This is a genomic window from Bacillus sp. DX3.1, from assembly GCF_030292155.1.
Classification (GTDB): Bacteria; Bacillota; Bacilli; order Bacillales; family Bacillaceae_G; genus Bacillus_A.
The window spans coordinates 288,768-307,500 of the sequence record NZ_CP128153.1; the positions used below are offsets into that span (position 1 = coordinate 288,768).

Genomic DNA, 18,733 nt, shown 5'->3' on the forward strand with positions numbered 1-18,733 from the left:
TACGAAAAATGAATATTATAGCCGTCGTATAATATCGGGGATATGGCCCGAAAGTTTCTACCTAGCTACCGTAAATGGCTTGACTACGAGGCGTTTTAATAAAGGTAAGGGACAATTGCCTTTGTTTACAGACGCTTCCATGTATATGCAATGGAGGCCTTTTTTATTTTTATTGATAAAAGAGGGGCTAGTTAGCAATAATACGACGAGTACTCATATAACGGAGGAAACATAGAATGAAACGCTATTTTCAGTTCGATGAGCTTGGCACAAATTACAAAACAGAGTTCATTGCAGGACTAACAACCTTTTTATCTATGGCATACATTTTGTTTGTCAATCCTGCAACGCTTTCGTTAGGAAATGTTAAGGGCTTACCGGCAGGAACAGGAATGGATCCAGGCGCTGTGTTTGTTGCAACGGCTTTAGCAGCAGCAATTGGATCACTCATTATGGGGATTTTTGCAAAGTATCCAATCGCATTAGCACCGGGAATGGGAATTAACGCATTCTTTGCTTATACAGCAGTGTTAACGATGGGGATTCCGTGGCAAACAGCAATTGCCGGAACATTAATGTCAGGTATTATCTTTATTATTCTTACAGCTTCCGGCATTCGTGAAAAAATTATTAATGCCATTCCTGTAGAATTGAAATTTGCAGTAGCAGCTGGTATTGGTTTATTTATCGCTTTTCTTGGTTTTCAAAATGCTGGAATTATTGTAAAGAATGATGCGGTCCTTGTTGGATTAGGGGATTTAACAAAGGGTACAACATTACTTGCGATTTTCGGTGTAGTGACTACGATCATTTTAATGCTTAAAAAAATAAATGGTGCAGTTTTCTATGGGATGATTCTTACAGCCATTCTTGGTGTGGTAACAGGACTAATTGATACACCAAAATCTGTTGTTGGTGCAATTCCGAGCTTAGAACCAACGTTCGGGGTAGCGTTAAACCATTTCGGAGATATTTTCACTGTTCAAATGGGGATTGTTATTATAACGTTCTTCTTCATCGATTTCTTTGATACAGCTGGTACACTTGTAGCGGTTGCGAATCAAGCGGGATTAATGAAAAATAATAAATTACCACGTGCAGGAAAAGCGTTATTTGCAGATGCAATTGCAACTGTAATCGGTGCGATTCTTGGTACATCTACGACAACGTCTTATATTGAATCGTCTGCAGGGGTAGCAGCGGGGGGACGTTCTGGCTTTACAGCGGTCGTAACGGCAGGATTTTTCTTATTAGCACTTTTCTTTTCACCGTTATTAAGTGTCGTAACACCTGCTGTAACGGCACCGGCTTTAATTATTGTAGGGATTTTGATGGTATCATCACTAGGGGAAATTGATTGGAAGAAATTAGAGATTGCAGTACCGGCATTCTTTACGATTATTTCAATGCCGCTTACGTACAGTATTGCAACGGGGATTGCAATTGGCTTTATCTTTTATCCGATTACAATGTTTGTAAGTGGTCGTCGTAAAGAGATTCATCCAATTATGTACGTGCTGGGAGTTTTATTCGTACTTTACTTTATTTACGTTCGAAGATAAAAAGGGGTTTTGAAAGGTCTAGACTAGGGGAGTCTAGACCTTTTTTGCGTCTTCAGAAAATCTTAAGGATTTCGCAGCGTTTTTCTTCAGAAGTTTTTTTATAATAGAGAGTAGGGATTTTAAAGTTGTGGGGGAGATACTGTGGGACGAGAAACCATATTGGTTGTAGATGATGAAAAGGAAATACGGGATTTAATTACTATCTATTTAAAAAATGAAGGATATGAAGTATTGCAAGCAGGGGATGGAGCAGAGGGATTAACTATATTGGAGAAAAATGAAGTGCATTTAGTTGTACTAGATATTATGATGCCGAAAGTAGATGGTATTCATATGTGTATGAAAGTAAGGGAAGTAGCAGAGATGCCTATTATTATGTTGTCTGCTAAAACGCAAGATATGGATAAAATTTTAGGGTTAACAACAGGAGCGGATGATTACATAACGAAGCCGTTTAACCCGTTGGAACTGATAGCTCGTATTAAATCGCAGTTGCGTCGATATATGAAAATGAATGGATTCGTTGTCCAAAGCGAAAATGAAATTGAAATTGGAGATATGAAGATGAATGTAGCGACACACGAAGTGATCGTTATGGATGAAGAGGTGAAATTAACACCACGAGAGTTTTCTATTCTAGAGTTGCTCGTCCGTAACCCTGGTATGGTATTTAGTGCAGAGCAAATTTACGAAAAGGTTTGGAATGAAAGATCCTTTCAATCTGATAATACTGTCATGGTACATATTCGGAAAATCCGTGAGAAGGTAGAAGGAAATCCTAGAAAGCCGCGCTATATAAAGACGGTGTGGGGAGTGGGGTATAAGATTGAGAAAGATATTTAAGCCGTTTACCTATATGTATAAGAAGATAAGAGGATTGATTAAAAGGATAGTAAAGAGTGTTCGACGGAGTATAAGAATCCAGCTTATTACTACTTTTGTTGCTTGTGCGTTATTAGGGCTTTTTGCATCGACGAAGATAGTAGCACCTGTTTTTGAGGATGTAAATCGATATGCCCAAATTGATTATAGAGAAGGTATGGAGCAAATTAATTCTAAAGCTCAAAGTACAGCAGAAATGCTGGTTACGGAAAATAAGTTAGAGGCTTTACAAAATATGATAGATACAGAAAATCAAAACTTAGAACAAGGGCATGAAGGTTTCAAAATATTAATTACAGATGAAAGTGGTAAGGTTCTGTATAAAACGAAGCAGGCACAAGAAGAACAAATTAATTTGCATAATACAATTCGCAATGTGACATCATTTGCTATCGATTATTCACATAATAATAATGATATTGAAGGATTAAGAAAAGAATTTATCACTTTTTCACCTATTACAATTGAAGATAAGAACTTATATATGTTTGTGAGTGGAATTCCTCAAGGAGAGGTAGTGTATTACAAAGTAGAAGGACCATTTCCATTTTTAATTGGTGTCCTCGTATTTATTTTCTCTTTCTTCTATATAACAAAACGAAAGATGAAACAAATTGAAGCGATGGCTCAAGGGGTAAAAGAGATAGAAAAAGGAAATTTAGCGTATCGTATCGAGAAAAAAGGGGAAGACGAAATCGCTGCATTGACGGAGAATATTAATAATATGGCAGAAGAGCTTATGATTAATATTGAAAAGGAACGTAAGTTAGAAAAGCAGAAAAATGAGCTCATTACAAATGTATCGCACGATTTGCGTACACCGCTTACTTCTATTATGGGGTATTTACGATTGCTCCGTGATTCTAAATATGAAAATAAAGAACAACATGATGAGTATATGAGGATTGCTTTTGTAAAGTCCGAGCAGTTAAAGAATTTAATAGAAGATTTATTTGAGTATACAAAGTTAACGAATGAAAATATTGTATTAGAAAAACAAGAGGTATGTATGAATGAACTTCTTGATCAATTAATAGAAGAATTAGTTCCACAAGCAGAAGAACATGGTCTTGTGTTTGTTAAAAAGTTTCCTGAAGAACGTGCGTATGCTGCTATTGATTCGGAAAAAATGGTTCGTGTATTTGAAAACTTATTAATGAATGCTATTAAATATAGTCAAGATGATGGGGAGATTAAAGTTTTCCTCCAAAGGCAGCGCCGCAATATCCAAATCACTGTTGCAAATCATAGTGAAGAGTTTACGAAAGAAGAGTTAGAGAATTTATTTGAGCGTTTTTATAAAAAGGATCAATCGAGAAGTAGAGTGACAGAAGGTTCAGGACTTGGTCTTGCGATTGCGAAAAGCATTGTTGAGTTACAAGGTGGAGAAATTCGAGCAGAATATGAAGATGGGATTGTTCAATTTATTGTCTCGTTACCAATTATAGAAGAAAAATAAATAGAGGCAAATTCACAGTGAAGAAAGGCTTGCTTATAGAGAGTGAGTCTTTCTTTATATTTTTTCAGAAAAACATATTGACGTTTGTGACTGGGAGGTGTAGTATTATACGAGTCGCTGATGCAACAGAGCAGAAAGCGAAGAAACGAAATAAAAAACTTAGTTGACATTGAAACATGAAAATGTTAACATAAGGGAGTCGCAAATGAGCGACAAACAAGTTCTTTGAAAACTGAACGAAACAAACAACGTGCAACGTCAATTTTTATTTTTATGATGCTAGACAAACTAACTTTATTGGAGAGTTTGATCCTGGCTCAGGATGAACGCTGGCGGCGTGCCTAATACATGCAAGTCGAGCGAATGGATTAAGAGCTTGCTCTTATGAAGTTAGCGGCGGACGGGTGAGTAACACGTGGGTAACCTGCCTACAAGACTGGGATAACTCCGGGAAACCGGGGCTAATACCGGATAACATTTTGCACTGCATGGTGCGAAATTGAAAGGCGGCTTCGGCTGTCACTTGTAGATGGACCTGCGTCGCATTAGCTAGTTGGTGAGGTAACGGCTCACCAAGGCAACGATGCGTAGCCGACCTGAGAGGGTGATCGGCCACACTGGGACTGAGACACGGCCCAGACTCCTACGGGAGGCAGCAGTAGGGAATCTTCCGCAATGGACGAAAGTCTGACGGAGCAACGCCGCGTGAGTGATGAAGGCTTTCGGGTCGTAAAACTCTGTTGTTAGGGAAGAACAAGTGCTAGTTGAATAAGCTGGCACCTTGACGGTACCTAACCAGAAAGCCACGGCTAACTACGTGCCAGCAGCCGCGGTAATACGTAGGTGGCAAGCGTTATCCGGAATTATTGGGCGTAAAGCGCGCGCAGGTGGTTTCTTAAGTCTGATGTGAAAGCCCACGGCTCAACCGTGGAGGGTCATTGGAAACTGGGAGACTTGAGTGCAGAAGAGGAAAGTGGAATTCCATGTGTAGCGGTGAAATGCGTAGAGATATGGAGGAACACCAGTGGCGAAGGCGACTTTCTGGTCTGTAACTGACACTGAGGCGCGAAAGCGTGGGGAGCAAACAGGATTAGATACCCTGGTAGTCCACGCCGTAAACGATGAGTGCTAAGTGTTAGAGGGTTTCCGCCCTTTAGTGCTGAAGTTAACGCATTAAGCACTCCGCCTGGGGAGTACGGCCGCAAGGCTGAAACTCAAAGGAATTGACGGGGGCCCGCACAAGCGGTGGAGCATGTGGTTTAATTCGAAGCAACGCGAAGAACCTTACCAGGTCTTGACATCCTTTGAAAACCCTAGAGATAGGGCTTCCCCTTCGGGGGCAAAGTGACAGGTGGTGCATGGTTGTCGTCAGCTCGTGTCGTGAGATGTTGGGTTAAGTCCCGCAACGAGCGCAACCCTTGATCTTAGTTGCCAGCATTTAGTTGGGCACTCTAAGGTGACTGCCGGTGACAAACCGGAGGAAGGTGGGGATGACGTCAAATCATCATGCCCCTTATGACCTGGGCTACACACGTGCTACAATGGACGGTACAAAGAGCTGCAAGACCGCGAGGTGGAGCTAATCTCATAAAACCGTTCTCAGTTCGGATTGTAGGCTGCAACTCGCCTACATGAAGCTGGAATCGCTAGTAATCGCGGATCAGCATGCCGCGGTGAATACGTTCCCGGGCCTTGTACACACCGCCCGTCACACCACGAGAGTTTGTAACACCCGAAGTCGGTGGGGTAACCTTTATGGAGCCAGCCGCCTAAGGTGGGACAGATGATTGGGGTGAAGTCGTAACAAGGTAGCCGTATCGGAAGGTGCGGCTGGATCACCTCCTTTCTATGGAGAATTGATGAACGCAGTTCATCAATATACGTTGACTTGTTTCGTTTCGTTCAGTTTTGAGAGAACTAAATCTCTCGAAATGTATGTTCTTTGAAAACTAGATAACAGTGTAGCTCATATTTTTTTAATTAATTTTGGTTAAGTTAGAAAGGGCGCACGGTGGATGCCTTGACACTAGGAGTCGATGAAGGACGGGACTAACGCCGATATGCTTCGGGGAGCTGTAAGTAAGCTTTGATCCGAAGATTTCCGAATGGGGAAACCCACTATACGTAATGGTATGGTATCCTTACCTGAATACATAGGGTATGGAAGACAGACCCAGGGAACTGAAACATCTAAGTACCTGGAGGAAGAGAAAGCAAATGCGATTTCCTGAGTAGCGGCGAGCGAAACGGAATCTAGCCCAAACCAAGAGGCTTGCCTCTTGGGGTTGTAGGACATTCTATACGGAGTTACAAAGGAACGGGGTAGACGAAGCAGCCTGGAAAGGCTCGTCATAGAAGGTAACAACCCTGTAGTCGAAACTTCGTTCCCTCTTGAATGTATCCTGAGTACGGCGGAACACGTGAAATTCCGTCGGAATCTGGGAGGACCATCTCCCAAGGCTAAATACTACCTAGTGATCGATAGTGAACCAGTACCGTGAGGGAAAGGTGAAAAGCACCCCGGAAGGGGAGTGAAAGAGATCCTGAAACCGTGTGCCTACAAATAGTCAGAGCCCGTTAATGGGTGATGGCGTGCCTTTTGTAGAATGAACCGGCGAGTTACGATCCCGTGCGAGGTTAAGCTGAAGAGGCGGAGCCGTAGCGAAAGCGAGTCTGAATAGGGCGTTTAGTACGTGGTCGTAGACCCGAAACCAGGTGATCTACCCATGTCCAGGGTGAAGTTCAGGTAACACTGAATGGAGGCCCGAACCCACGCACGTTGAAAAGTGCGGGGATGAGGTGTGGGTAGCGGAGAAATTCCAATCGAACCTGGAGATAGCTGGTTCTCCCCGAAATAGCTTTAGGGCTAGCCTTAAGTGTAAGAGTCTTGGAGGTAGAGCACTGATTGAACTAGGGGTCCTCATCGGATTACCGAATTCAGTCAAACTCCGAATGCCAATGACTTATCCTTAGGAGTCAGACTGCGAGTGATAAGATCCGTAGTCAAAAGGGAAACAGCCCAGACCGCCAGCTAAGGTCCCAAAGTGTGTATTAAGTGGAAAAGGATGTGGAGTTGCTTAGACAACTAGGATGTTGGCTTAGAAGCAGCCACCATTTAAAGAGTGCGTAATAGCTCACTAGTCGAGTGACTCTGCGCCGAAAATGTACCGGGGCTAAATACACCACCGAAGCTGCGGATTGATACCTATGGTATCAGTGGTAGGGGAGCGTTCTAAGGGCAGTGAAGTCAGACCGTAAGGACTGGTGGAGCGCTTAGAAGTGAGAATGCCGGTATGAGTAGCGAAAGACGGGTGAGAATCCCGTCCACCGAATGCCTAAGGTTTCCTGAGGAAGGCTCGTCCGCTCAGGGTTAGTCAGGACCTAAGCCGAGGCCGACAGGCGTAGGCGATGGACAACAGGTTGATATTCCTGTACCACCTCTTTATCGTTTGAGCAATGGAGGGACGCAGAAGGATAGAAGAAGCGTGCGATTGGTTGTGCACGTCCAAGCAGTTAGGCTGATAAGTAGGCAAATCCGCTTATCGTGAAGGCTGAGCTGTGATGGGGAAGCTCCTTATGGAGCGAAGTCTTTGATTCCCCGCTGCCAAGAAAAGCTTCTAGCGAGATAAAAGGTGCCTGTACCGCAAACCGACACAGGTAGGCGAGGAGAGAATCCTAAGGTGTGCGAGAGAACTCTGGTTAAGGAACTCGGCAAAATGACCCCGTAACTTCGGGAGAAGGGGTGCTTTCTTAACGGAAAGCCGCAGTGAATAGGCCCAAGCGACTGTTTAGCAAAAACACAGGTCTCTGCGAAGCCGTAAGGCGAAGTATAGGGGCTGACACCTGCCCGGTGCTGGAAGGTTAAGGAGAGGGGTTAGCGCAAGCGAAGCTCTGAACTGAAGCCCCAGTAAACGGCGGCCGTAACTATAACGGTCCTAAGGTAGCGAAATTCCTTGTCGGGTAAGTTCCGACCCGCACGAAAGGTGTAACGATTTGGGCACTGTCTCAACCAGAGACTCGGTGAAATTATAGTACCTGTGAAGATGCAGGTTACCCGCGACAGGACGGAAAGACCCCGTGGAGCTTTACTGTAGCCTGATATTGAATTTTGGTACAGTTTGTACAGGATAGGCGGGAGCCATTGAAACCGGAGCGCTAGCTTCGGTGGAGGCGCTGGTGGGATACCGCCCTGACTGTATTGAAATTCTAACCTACGGGTCTCATCGACCCGGGAGACAGTGTCAGGTGGGCAGTTTGACTGGGGCGGTCGCCTCCTAAAGTGTAACGGAGGCGCCCAAAGGTTCCCTCAGAATGGTTGGAAATCATTCGTAGAGTGCAAAGGCATAAGGGAGCTTGACTGCGAGACCTACAAGTCGAGCAGGGACGAAAGTCGGGCTTAGTGATCCGGTGGTTCCGCATGGAAGGGCCATCGCTCAACGGATAAAAGCTACCCCGGGGATAACAGGCTTATCTCCCCCAAGAGTCCACATCGACGGGGAGGTTTGGCACCTCGATGTCGGCTCATCGCATCCTGGGGCTGTAGTCGGTCCCAAGGGTTGGGCTGTTCGCCCATTAAAGCGGTACGCGAGCTGGGTTCAGAACGTCGTGAGACAGTTCGGTCCCTATCCGTCGTGGGCGCAGGAAATTTGAGAGGAGCTGTCCTTAGTACGAGAGGACCGGGATGGACGCACCGCTGGTGTACCAGTTGTTCTGCCAAGGGCATAGCTGGGTAGCTATGTGCGGAAGGGATAAGTGCTGAAAGCATCTAAGCATGAAGCCCCCCTCAAGATGAGATTTCCCATAGCGTAAGCTAGTAAGATCCCTGAAAGATGATCAGGTTGATAGGTTCGAGGTGGAAGCATGGTGACATGTGGAGCTGACGAATACTAATAGATCGAGGACTTAACCATATAATATGAAGCAATGTTATCTAGTTTTGAAGGAATATACCTTCATCAGTTTGGTGATGATGGCAGAGAGGTCACACCCGTTCCCATACCGAACACGGAAGTTAAGCTCTCTAGCGCCGATGGTAGTTGGGACCTTGTCCCTGTGAGAGTAGGACGTCGCCAAGCAACCTTTAGACGAGTCAAAATGACTCGTCTTTTTTGTGTTTTTAAAAAAATATAAAAAACAAGAGAAAAGGAAATATTATATAAATACAAATTAAAAAACCGACATAAACCCCTTCTTTTTAGGTGGTAGAGAGCATCTGGCCATGCATAGAAGCGGTCAGATCCTTTTCCTGCCCAGACATAGTGAAAACAAAGAGAGAAAACGAGTGCAGGTCACCTGTTGTTATCCATAGCCGCGGCTATATGTCGAAAAATCGAAATAGATATATATAGATATAACTTTATTCATCCCGATAACTCGTGTTAATAGAGGAAGGTGCATCTTGTCTTTCGTCACTAAAAATAGCGTACCATCTCTTTGAGGCTTTTATGGGTAGTTTATCGCCCAACTAACTTCTTTGCTTTTTGCTGAATTTTGAGGTGGTGGGGATTTCTGCACGTTAATGCGGGATAAAAAGGAAATAGAAACCTCGTGCTATACAAGAACAACATTCATCCCCTCCCTATCACCTGGGCTATGCCCTGCACGTGCTTGAGGGAATGAATGTTGGAGTACTGTTAAATATGATATGATACAAAAAAGAGATGCCATATTTTAGAATGGGTGTGGGATAAGGGGATTATGAAAGCAAAATTTATGTTATTAACAGCGATTGTATTATGGGGTACAGCAATTGCTCCGACAAAATGGGCGCTAGAGTCAATTCATCCCTTTACATTACTGTTTCTGCGTCTATGTTTTGCAGGGGGAATATGTGTATTTTTTTCTTTTACTGAATTGCGTCAAAGTATTGTACGTAAAGCCATTCCATGGAAAAGAATCAGCTTACTATCTTTTACTGGTGTTGCAGGATATTTTATGTTTACATCGTATGGCATAGCTTTAACCAGTGGGTTGCATGTTAGTATCATTGATGCTGCGTTACCATTAGTTACGATTGTTTTTTCAGCACTTTTTCTAAAAGAAAAGATCCAAATAAACTATTGGATTGGAATTATATTAGGTTTTATCGGTGTGGTATGTATTACGATTCCATCTAATCATGATAATCAAACAGCTTCCTTAATAGGAGACCTACTTATATTAGCTAGCACGTTTTTATTTGCTGTTTATACAATACTATTAAAACGGCCAAAACAAGAAAAGAATCTATCGAATGAGGTATTTACAGCATTAACGTTGCTAGTTGGGGCAATTATTCTATTACCTTTTGCTGCTATGGAAGTTTCGTATTATGGTTTACCTAGAGTAGATACTTGGAAAAACGGACTTAGCTTTATTTATCTTGTAATTGGTGCGACGATTCTTGCGTATTGGTTATGGAATAAGGCTCTGAAAGAAGTGTCTGCATCAATAAGCGGACTGTATTTAAATGCGCTTCCGTTAGTGAGTATCGTTACTTCGATCTTTTTGTTAAAGGAATCGTTAACGTGGAGAGTTATAATAGGAGGAAGTCTTGTTTTGTTCGGTGTATTATGGGCGGATCGTGAAAAGTTAAAAGTGTTAGTGAAATTGAAGAAGATATAGAATAGGTAGCTATGCGGATTAGAAGTAAAAAGACAATTCATTTGTCTTTTTTATTTTTTATATGAAATAGTAATTAAATACAAATAAAAAAAACAACATAAAGCTCTTCTTTTTAGGTGGGAGAGAGCATCCGGCCATGCATAGAAGCGGTCAGATCCTTTTCCTGCCCCATGCGAAGTGAAGACAAAGAGAGAAAACGAGTGCAGGTCACCTGTTGTTATCCATAGCCGCGGGTATATATCGAAAAATCAAAATGGATTTATATAATAAAAGAGTCTGTGTGTAACCTATGTTGGGATCTAACTTAATAGGTTAGGTACGTTTGATATATAACTTGTGGCAAGGATGATTTTTGTTTGTGTATAGAAAAGAATGTTCGCTTGCAAAAATCATATATCGACAACTGAGCATATGTGATCTTGCGAACGTAATTTATAATGGAGAATTGAATCGCTATTTCCTATGAAGTGTAGTTGCTGTGAATGTGCTTTAAGAAGATCTAAAGGAAAATAGATGAATGAAATTAAGTGACTAAGTGGTAATTAGACTATGGTGTACTTATTTATTGAAGATGATATCAGTGAACTAGCTAAGTGATGAAAATGTTTATTGTTATGATTGGTTTTGCAGAATATAAATAATAGCAAAAAAGTATTGACTATTATTAGATAGGAGTGTAATATTATACGAGTCGCTGATGCAACAGAGCAGAAAGCGAAGAAACGAAATAAAAAACTTAGTTGACATTGAAACATGAAAATGTTAACATAAGGGAGTCGCAAATAAGCGACAAACAAGTTCTTTGAAAACTGAACGAAACAAACAACGTGCAACGTCAATTTTTATTTTTATGATGCTAGACAAACTAACTTTATTGGAGAGTTTGATCCTGGCTCAGGATGAACGCTGGCGGCGTGCCTAATACATGCAAGTCGAGCGAATGGATTAAGAGCTTGCTCTTATGAAGTTAGCGGCGGACGGGTGAGTAACACGTGGGTAACCTGCCTACAAGACTGGGATAACTCCGGGAAACCGGGGCTAATACCGGATAACATTTTGCACTGCATGGTGCGAAATTGAAAGGCGGCTTCGGCTGTCACTTGTAGATGGACCTGCGTCGCATTAGCTAGTTGGTGAGGTAACGGCTCACCAAGGCAACGATGCGTAGCCGACCTGAGAGGGTGATCGGCCACACTGGGACTGAGACACGGCCCAGACTCCTACGGGAGGCAGCAGTAGGGAATCTTCCGCAATGGACGAAAGTCTGACGGAGCAACGCCGCGTGAGTGATGAAGGCTTTCGGGTCGTAAAACTCTGTTGTTAGGGAAGAACAAGTGCTAGTTGAATAAGCTGGCACCTTGACGGTACCTAACCAGAAAGCCACGGCTAACTACGTGCCAGCAGCCGCGGTAATACGTAGGTGGCAAGCGTTATCCGGAATTATTGGGCGTAAAGCGCGCGCAGGTGGTTTCTTAAGTCTGATGTGAAAGCCCACGGCTCAACCGTGGAGGGTCATTGGAAACTGGGAGACTTGAGTGCAGAAGAGGAAAGTGGAATTCCATGTGTAGCGGTGAAATGCGTAGAGATATGGAGGAACACCAGTGGCGAAGGCGACTTTCTGGTCTGTAACTGACACTGAGGCGCGAAAGCGTGGGGAGCAAACAGGATTAGATACCCTGGTAGTCCACGCCGTAAACGATGAGTGCTAAGTGTTAGAGGGTTTCCGCCCTTTAGTGCTGAAGTTAACGCATTAAGCACTCCGCCTGGGGAGTACGGCCGCAAGGCTGAAACTCAAAGGAATTGACGGGGGCCCGCACAAGCGGTGGAGCATGTGGTTTAATTCGAAGCAACGCGAAGAACCTTACCAGGTCTTGACATCCTTTGAAAACCCTAGAGATAGGGCTTCCCCTTCGGGGGCAAAGTGACAGGTGGTGCATGGTTGTCGTCAGCTCGTGTCGTGAGATGTTGGGTTAAGTCCCGCAACGAGCGCAACCCTTGATCTTAGTTGCCAGCATTTAGTTGGGCACTCTAAGGTGACTGCCGGTGACAAACCGGAGGAAGGTGGGGATGACGTCAAATCATCATGCCCCTTATGACCTGGGCTACACACGTGCTACAATGGACGGTACAAAGAGCTGCAAGACCGCGAGGTGGAGCTAATCTCATAAAACCGTTCTCAGTTCGGATTGTAGGCTGCAACTCGCCTACATGAAGCTGGAATCGCTAGTAATCGCGGATCAGCATGCCGCGGTGAATACGTTCCCGGGCCTTGTACACACCGCCCGTCACACCACGAGAGTTTGTAACACCCGAAGTCGGTGGGGTAACCTTTATGGAGCCAGCCGCCTAAGGTGGGACAGATGATTGGGGTGAAGTCGTAACAAGGTAGCCGTATCGGAAGGTGCGGCTGGATCACCTCCTTTCTATGGAGAATTGATGAACGCAGTTCATCAATATACGTTGACTTGTTTCGTTTCGTTCAGTTTTGAGAGAACTAAATCTCTCGAAATGTATGTTCTTTGAAAACTAGATAACAGTGTAGCTCATATTTTTTTAATTAATTTTGGTTAAGTTAGAAAGGGCGCACGGTGGATGCCTTGACACTAGGAGTCGATGAAGGACGGGACTAACGCCGATATGCTTCGGGGAGCTGTAAGTAAGCTTTGATCCGAAGATTTCCGAATGGGGAAACCCACTATACGTAATGGTATGGTATCCTTACCTGAATACATAGGGTATGGAAGACAGACCCAGGGAACTGAAACATCTAAGTACCTGGAGGAAGAGAAAGCAAATGCGATTTCCTGAGTAGCGGCGAGCGAAACGGAATCTAGCCCAAACCAAGAGGCTTGCCTCTTGGGGTTGTAGGACATTCTATACGGAGTTACAAAGGAACGGGGTAGACGAAGCAGCCTGGAAAGGCTCGTCATAGAAGGTAACAACCCTGTAGTCGAAACTTCGTTCCCTCTTGAATGTATCCTGAGTACGGCGGAACACGTGAAATTCCGTCGGAATCTGGGAGGACCATCTCCCAAGGCTAAATACTACCTAGTGATCGATAGTGAACCAGTACCGTGAGGGAAAGGTGAAAAGCACCCCGGAAGGGGAGTGAAAGAGATCCTGAAACCGTGTGCCTACAAATAGTCAGAGCCCGTTAATGGGTGATGGCGTGCCTTTTGTAGAATGAACCGGCGAGTTACGATCCCGTGCGAGGTTAAGCTGAAGAGGCGGAGCCGTAGCGAAAGCGAGTCTGAATAGGGCGTTTAGTACGTGGTCGTAGACCCGAAACCAGGTGATCTACCCATGTCCAGGGTGAAGTTCAGGTAACACTGAATGGAGGCCCGAACCCACGCACGTTGAAAAGTGCGGGGATGAGGTGTGGGTAGCGGAGAAATTCCAATCGAACCTGGAGATAGCTGGTTCTCCCCGAAATAGCTTTAGGGCTAGCCTTAAGTGTAAGAGTCTTGGAGGTAGAGCACTGATTGAACTAGGGGTCCTCATCGGATTACCGAATTCAGTCAAACTCCGAATGCCAATGACTTATCCTTAGGAGTCAGACTGCGAGTGATAAGATCCGTAGTCAAAAGGGAAACAGCCCAGACCGCCAGCTAAGGTCCCAAAGTGTGTATTAAGTGGAAAAGGATGTGGAGTTGCTTAGACAACTAGGATGTTGGCTTAGAAGCAGCCACCATTTAAAGAGTGCGTAATAGCTCACTAGTCGAGTGACTCTGCGCCGAAAATGTACCGGGGCTAAATACACCACCGAAGCTGCGGATTGATACCTATGGTATCAGTGGTAGGGGAGCGTTCTAAGGGCAGTGAAGTCAGACCGTAAGGACTGGTGGAGCGCTTAGAAGTGAGAATGCCGGTATGAGTAGCGAAAGACGGGTGAGAATCCCGTCCACCGAATGCCTAAGGTTTCCTGAGGAAGGCTCGTCCGCTCAGGGTTAGTCAGGACCTAAGCCGAGGCCGACAGGCGTAGGCGATGGACAACAGGTTGATATTCCTGTACCACCTCTTTATCGTTTGAGCAATGGAGGGACGCAGAAGGATAGAAGAAGCGTGCGATTGGTTGTGCACGTCCAAGCAGTTAGGCTGATAAGTAGGCAAATCCGCTTATCGTGAAGGCTGAGCTGTGATGGGGAAGCTCCTTATGGAGCGAAGTCTTTGATTCCCCGCTGCCAAGAAAAGCTTCTAGCGAGATAAAAGGTGCCTGTACCGCAAACCGACACAGGTAGGCGAGGAGAGAATCCTAAGGTGTGCGAGAGAACTCTGGTTAAGGAACTCGGCAAAATGACCCCGTAACTTCGGGAGAAGGGGTGCTTTCTTAACGGAAAGCCGCAGTGAATAGGCCCAAGCGACTGTTTAGCAAAAACACAGGTCTCTGCGAAGCCGTAAGGCGAAGTATAGGGGCTGACACCTGCCCGGTGCTGGAAGGTTAAGGAGAGGGGTTAGCGCAAGCGAAGCTCTGAACTGAAGCCCCAGTAAACGGCGGCCGTAACTATAACGGTCCTAAGGTAGCGAAATTCCTTGTCGGGTAAGTTCCGACCCGCACGAAAGGTGTAACGATTTGGGCACTGTCTCAACCAGAGACTCGGTGAAATTATAGTACCTGTGAAGATGCAGGTTACCCGCGACAGGACGGAAAGACCCCGTGGAGCTTTACTGTAGCCTGATATTGAATTTTGGTACAGTTTGTACAGGATAGGCGGGAGCCATTGAAACCGGAGCGCTAGCTTCGGTGGAGGCGCTGGTGGGATACCGCCCTGACTGTATTGAAATTCTAACCTACGGGTCTCATCGACCCGGGAGACAGTGTCAGGTGGGCAGTTTGACTGGGGCGGTCGCCTCCTAAAGTGTAACGGAGGCGCCCAAAGGTTCCCTCAGAATGGTTGGAAATCATTCGTAGAGTGCAAAGGCATAAGGGAGCTTGACTGCGAGACCTACAAGTCGAGCAGGGACGAAAGTCGGGCTTAGTGATCCGGTGGTTCCGCATGGAAGGGCCATCGCTCAACGGATAAAAGCTACCCCGGGGATAACAGGCTTATCTCCCCCAAGAGTCCACATCGACGGGGAGGTTTGGCACCTCGATGTCGGCTCATCGCATCCTGGGGCTGTAGTCGGTCCCAAGGGTTGGGCTGTTCGCCCATTAAAGCGGTACGCGAGCTGGGTTCAGAACGTCGTGAGACAGTTCGGTCCCTATCCGTCGTGGGCGCAGGAAATTTGAGAGGAGCTGTCCTTAGTACGAGAGGACCGGGATGGACGCACCGCTGGTGTACCAGTTGTTCTGCCAAGGGCATAGCTGGGTAGCTATGTGCGGAAGGGATAAGTGCTGAAAGCATCTAAGCATGAAGCCCCCCTCAAGATGAGATTTCCCATAGCGTAAGCTAGTAAGATCCCTGAAAGATGATCAGGTTGATAGGTTCGAGGTGGAAGCATGGTGACATGTGGAGCTGACGAATACTAATAGATCGAGGACTTAACCATATAATATGAAGCAATGTTATCTAGTTTTGAAGGAATATACCTTCATCAGTTTGGTGATGATGGCAGAGAGGTCACACCCGTTCCCATACCGAACACGGAAGTTAAGCTCTCTAGCGCCGATGGTAGTTGGGACCTTGTCCCTGTGAGAGTAGGACGTCGCCAAGCAACCTTTAGACGAGTCAGAATGACTCGTCTTTTTTGTGTTTTTAAAAAAATATAAAAAACAAGTGAAAAGGAAATATTATGTAAATACAAATTAAAAAACCGACATAAAATCCTTCTTTTTAGGTGGGAGAGAGCATCCGGCCATGCATAAAAGCGGTCAGATCCTTTTCCTGCCCAGACATAGTGAAAACAAAGAGAGAAAACGAGTGCAGGTCACCTTTTGTTATCCATAGCCGCGGCGTATATGTCGAGGAATCAAAATGGATTTATATAGAATATATACTGACGTGATAGGTATTGCTATTTTAGTAAGTTGGGGTTTATTCCGTTCAGATTCGAAGTTATCCTATCTATTTTATCTACTGTATCTCACAGATTTGTAGGCGTGTATGCAAAGAAAGTATTTGCAGGAGTATCATCGTTATTGCTTATTTGTTTCTTTTAAAGGTAAAAAAATAGTAATGGGATTAAGAAAAGAGGGGGAAGAGGGCATATATAACTGATTTGAAGAGCCGATTTGATTGTATGATAATTATAAATGGGAAATTGAAAGGACTGTGAGCTATACAGTCCTTTTTGTCATGTTTAGAACATGACTTTTTGCGCTACCATGTAGAACGGATTCTCTATATACTTAGCGCTGTGAGATTGGATATAGGTCTTAGGTCTGAGTTTAGAATCCATCATGCGGTTGATGTTGAGCGAAAGGATAAAATTTACAATTAGAAAAGGATGAAGAGTATGTAGGAGGGAGAAGAGTACAGTACAGCTTGTATGAAATCGTATAAGTAAGATCATTTTTCTTGATAAAAAAGCACAGGGGAACAGGGGGAATGAAGATGGGGTCTTGGATTCGCTTTTCATTAAAAAATGTAGGTGTTGTTTTTCTCGCGATGATTTTTATTGTTGTTGGGGGATTGTACTCTATTAAAACGATGGAAATGGAGGAGATGCCAAACGTTGATATTCCATATATGGTTGTGCAAGTCCCTTATACGGGTGCCACACCGGATCAAGGATTAGAGGATATAGGAAAACCGCTAGAAACCGCGCTTTCTAGTGTTCAAAAACTTGATAATTTATATATTGAATCCCACAGCAACATGGTAGTTGCCATTTTGGGATTTGATATGGACCGGAAAATGGATGAGGCGGAAAAAGATGTGACGAGTGCTGTTGCGTCTCTAAAATTACCAGAGGGGACAGGGAAACCTGTCATTATGAAAGACGGGCCTTCACAGATGCCAGTACTGACTTTTGCTCTTTCTTCAGACAATGCTAAGCAAGCTGACATTTCACAATATGTGAACGAGCGGATTAAACCGACTTTGTCTACTGTTGAAAATATCGGCAAAATGGATGTGTCCGGCGAAACGGAAAAGCAATTGTCGATTAAACTTGATGCTGAAAAAATGAAAGAAAAAACATTACTTATGATGTAGTAAAGCAGGCGCTTATAGCTCACAACTTTTCTTTTCCAGCAGGTCAGGGGAATATAAATGAAAAAACGTTAAATGTTCAAGCGGACTACAAACTTAAATCACTTATTGACGTGAAAAACATGGAAATGGCAGTACCAGGTGCTGGGGGAGTGCAAACCGTTAAACTGTCAGATGTGGCAACTGTGGAGTATGGGAGTAAGACAGAAACTGTATATACAAGATTAAAAGATACACCCGCTGTTCTTGTATCGGTCAAAGCGCAGCCAGGAGCGAATGCGGTGGAGGTGGTAAAGCAAATTAACCAAAAGTTGTCTGATTTGCAACTACCAGATGGGTATAAGTTGACAAAGCTGTATGACAGTTCAAAGCAGGTGGAAAAATCGGTTAACAGCATGCTCAAGGAAGTATTGCTTGGAACGTTGTTTGCTGTCATCGTGACATTTGTATTCTTGCGTAATGTGAGAGCTACGATTGTGGCGGTGCTATCGATTCCACTTTCTGTTTTGGCGGCGATGATTACAATGAAGTGTTTACAATACAGCTTGAATATGATGACGCTTGCGGGTATTGCGGTAGCAGTCGGCCGGGTAATTGATGATTCCATCGTAGTAATTGAAAATATTTACCGCAGAACGTTAAGCAGTAAAAAACGTGATGAAAGCATGGTGCTTGCGGCTGCTAAGGAAGTCGGCGGCGCAGTTACATCTTCGACAATTACGACTATGGCGGTATTTGGTCCGCTTTCGTTTGTGCCAGGAATCATTGGGAAGTTCTTCGCTCCGTTCGGGATTACAGTTATTGTCGCACTTGCGTTCTCGCTACTGGTTTCGTTAACGGTTGTACCGCTGCTTGCTAAATTTTTCTTATTGCGTTTGAAGCATAAGGAGCCGAAAGAAACGATGTTGCAGAGAACGTATCAGCGTGTGCTTAGCTGGACGATGCAGAAAAAGACGATTACGCTTCTTCTTGCTTTCGTCGTATTTGCTTCATCTTTAGCGCTTGTGCCGATGATTCCGAAAAACTTTTTGCCAGAAGAGAAGGCGGCTTCATATAGTTTAACGGCAGACTTACCTGTTGGAACATCGCTTGACAAAGCTAACGGTGCGGCGAAGGATATGGAAAGTATTCTTAGT

4 protein-coding genes, 6 rRNA genes, 1 pseudogene and 1 riboswitch (1 of these 12 running past the window's edge) are annotated in these 18,733 nt (G+C 44.5%); all 11 genes and pseudogenes read left to right on the forward strand.

Annotated elements, in window-relative coordinates; genetic code table 11:
* Positions 1-4 precede the first annotated feature (4 nt).
* Positions 5-106: riboswitch (purine riboswitch) on the forward strand.
* 130 nt (positions 107-236) lie between these two features.
* Positions 237-1,562, forward strand: coding sequence for an NCS2 family permease (locus QRE67_RS01610; RefSeq protein ID WP_286123247.1), 1,326 nt, complete (start codon positions 237-239; stop codon positions 1,560-1,562).
* A 141-nt stretch (positions 1,563-1,703) separates the two neighbouring features.
* Positions 1,704-2,405: a response regulator transcription factor gene (locus QRE67_RS01615; RefSeq protein ID WP_286123248.1), complete on the forward strand. Its 702-nt coding sequence runs from the start codon at positions 1,704-1,706 to the stop codon at positions 2,403-2,405.
* Positions 2,389-3,903 (forward strand): sensor histidine kinase, encoded by a 1,515-nt coding sequence (locus QRE67_RS01620; protein WP_286123249.1) that lies wholly within the window; start codon positions 2,389-2,391, stop codon positions 3,901-3,903. Before QRE67_RS01615 ends, QRE67_RS01620 begins: the two co-directional genes overlap by 17 nt.
* 294 nt (positions 3,904-4,197) lie before the next feature.
* A 16S ribosomal RNA gene (locus QRE67_RS01625) occupies positions 4,198-5,749 on the forward strand.
* A gap of 142 nt (positions 5,750-5,891) precedes the next feature.
* A 23S ribosomal RNA gene (locus QRE67_RS01630) occupies positions 5,892-8,813 on the forward strand.
* A 49-nt stretch (positions 8,814-8,862) separates the two neighbouring features.
* Positions 8,863-8,978, forward strand: a 5S ribosomal RNA gene (gene rrf / locus QRE67_RS01635).
* Together the 16S, 23S and 5S rRNA genes form the textbook arrangement of a ribosomal RNA operon.
* A 622-nt stretch (positions 8,979-9,600) precedes the next feature.
* Positions 9,601-10,506, forward strand: a complete 906-nt coding sequence (locus tag QRE67_RS01640) for a DMT family transporter (protein ID WP_286123250.1) — start codon at positions 9,601-9,603, stop codon at positions 10,504-10,506.
* Between the two features lie 871 nt (positions 10,507-11,377).
* Positions 11,378-12,929 (forward strand): 16S ribosomal RNA (locus tag QRE67_RS01645).
* A 142-nt stretch (positions 12,930-13,071) separates the two neighbouring features.
* Positions 13,072-15,993 (forward strand): 23S ribosomal RNA (locus QRE67_RS01650).
* Positions 15,994-16,042: 49 nt separating this feature from the next.
* Positions 16,043-16,158: ribosomal RNA gene (gene rrf / locus QRE67_RS01655) — 5S ribosomal RNA — on the forward strand.
* Between the two features lie 893 nt (positions 16,159-17,051).
* Positions 17,052-18,733: pseudogene (locus QRE67_RS01660) on the forward strand (efflux RND transporter permease subunit); it runs 1,293 nt beyond the window's last position.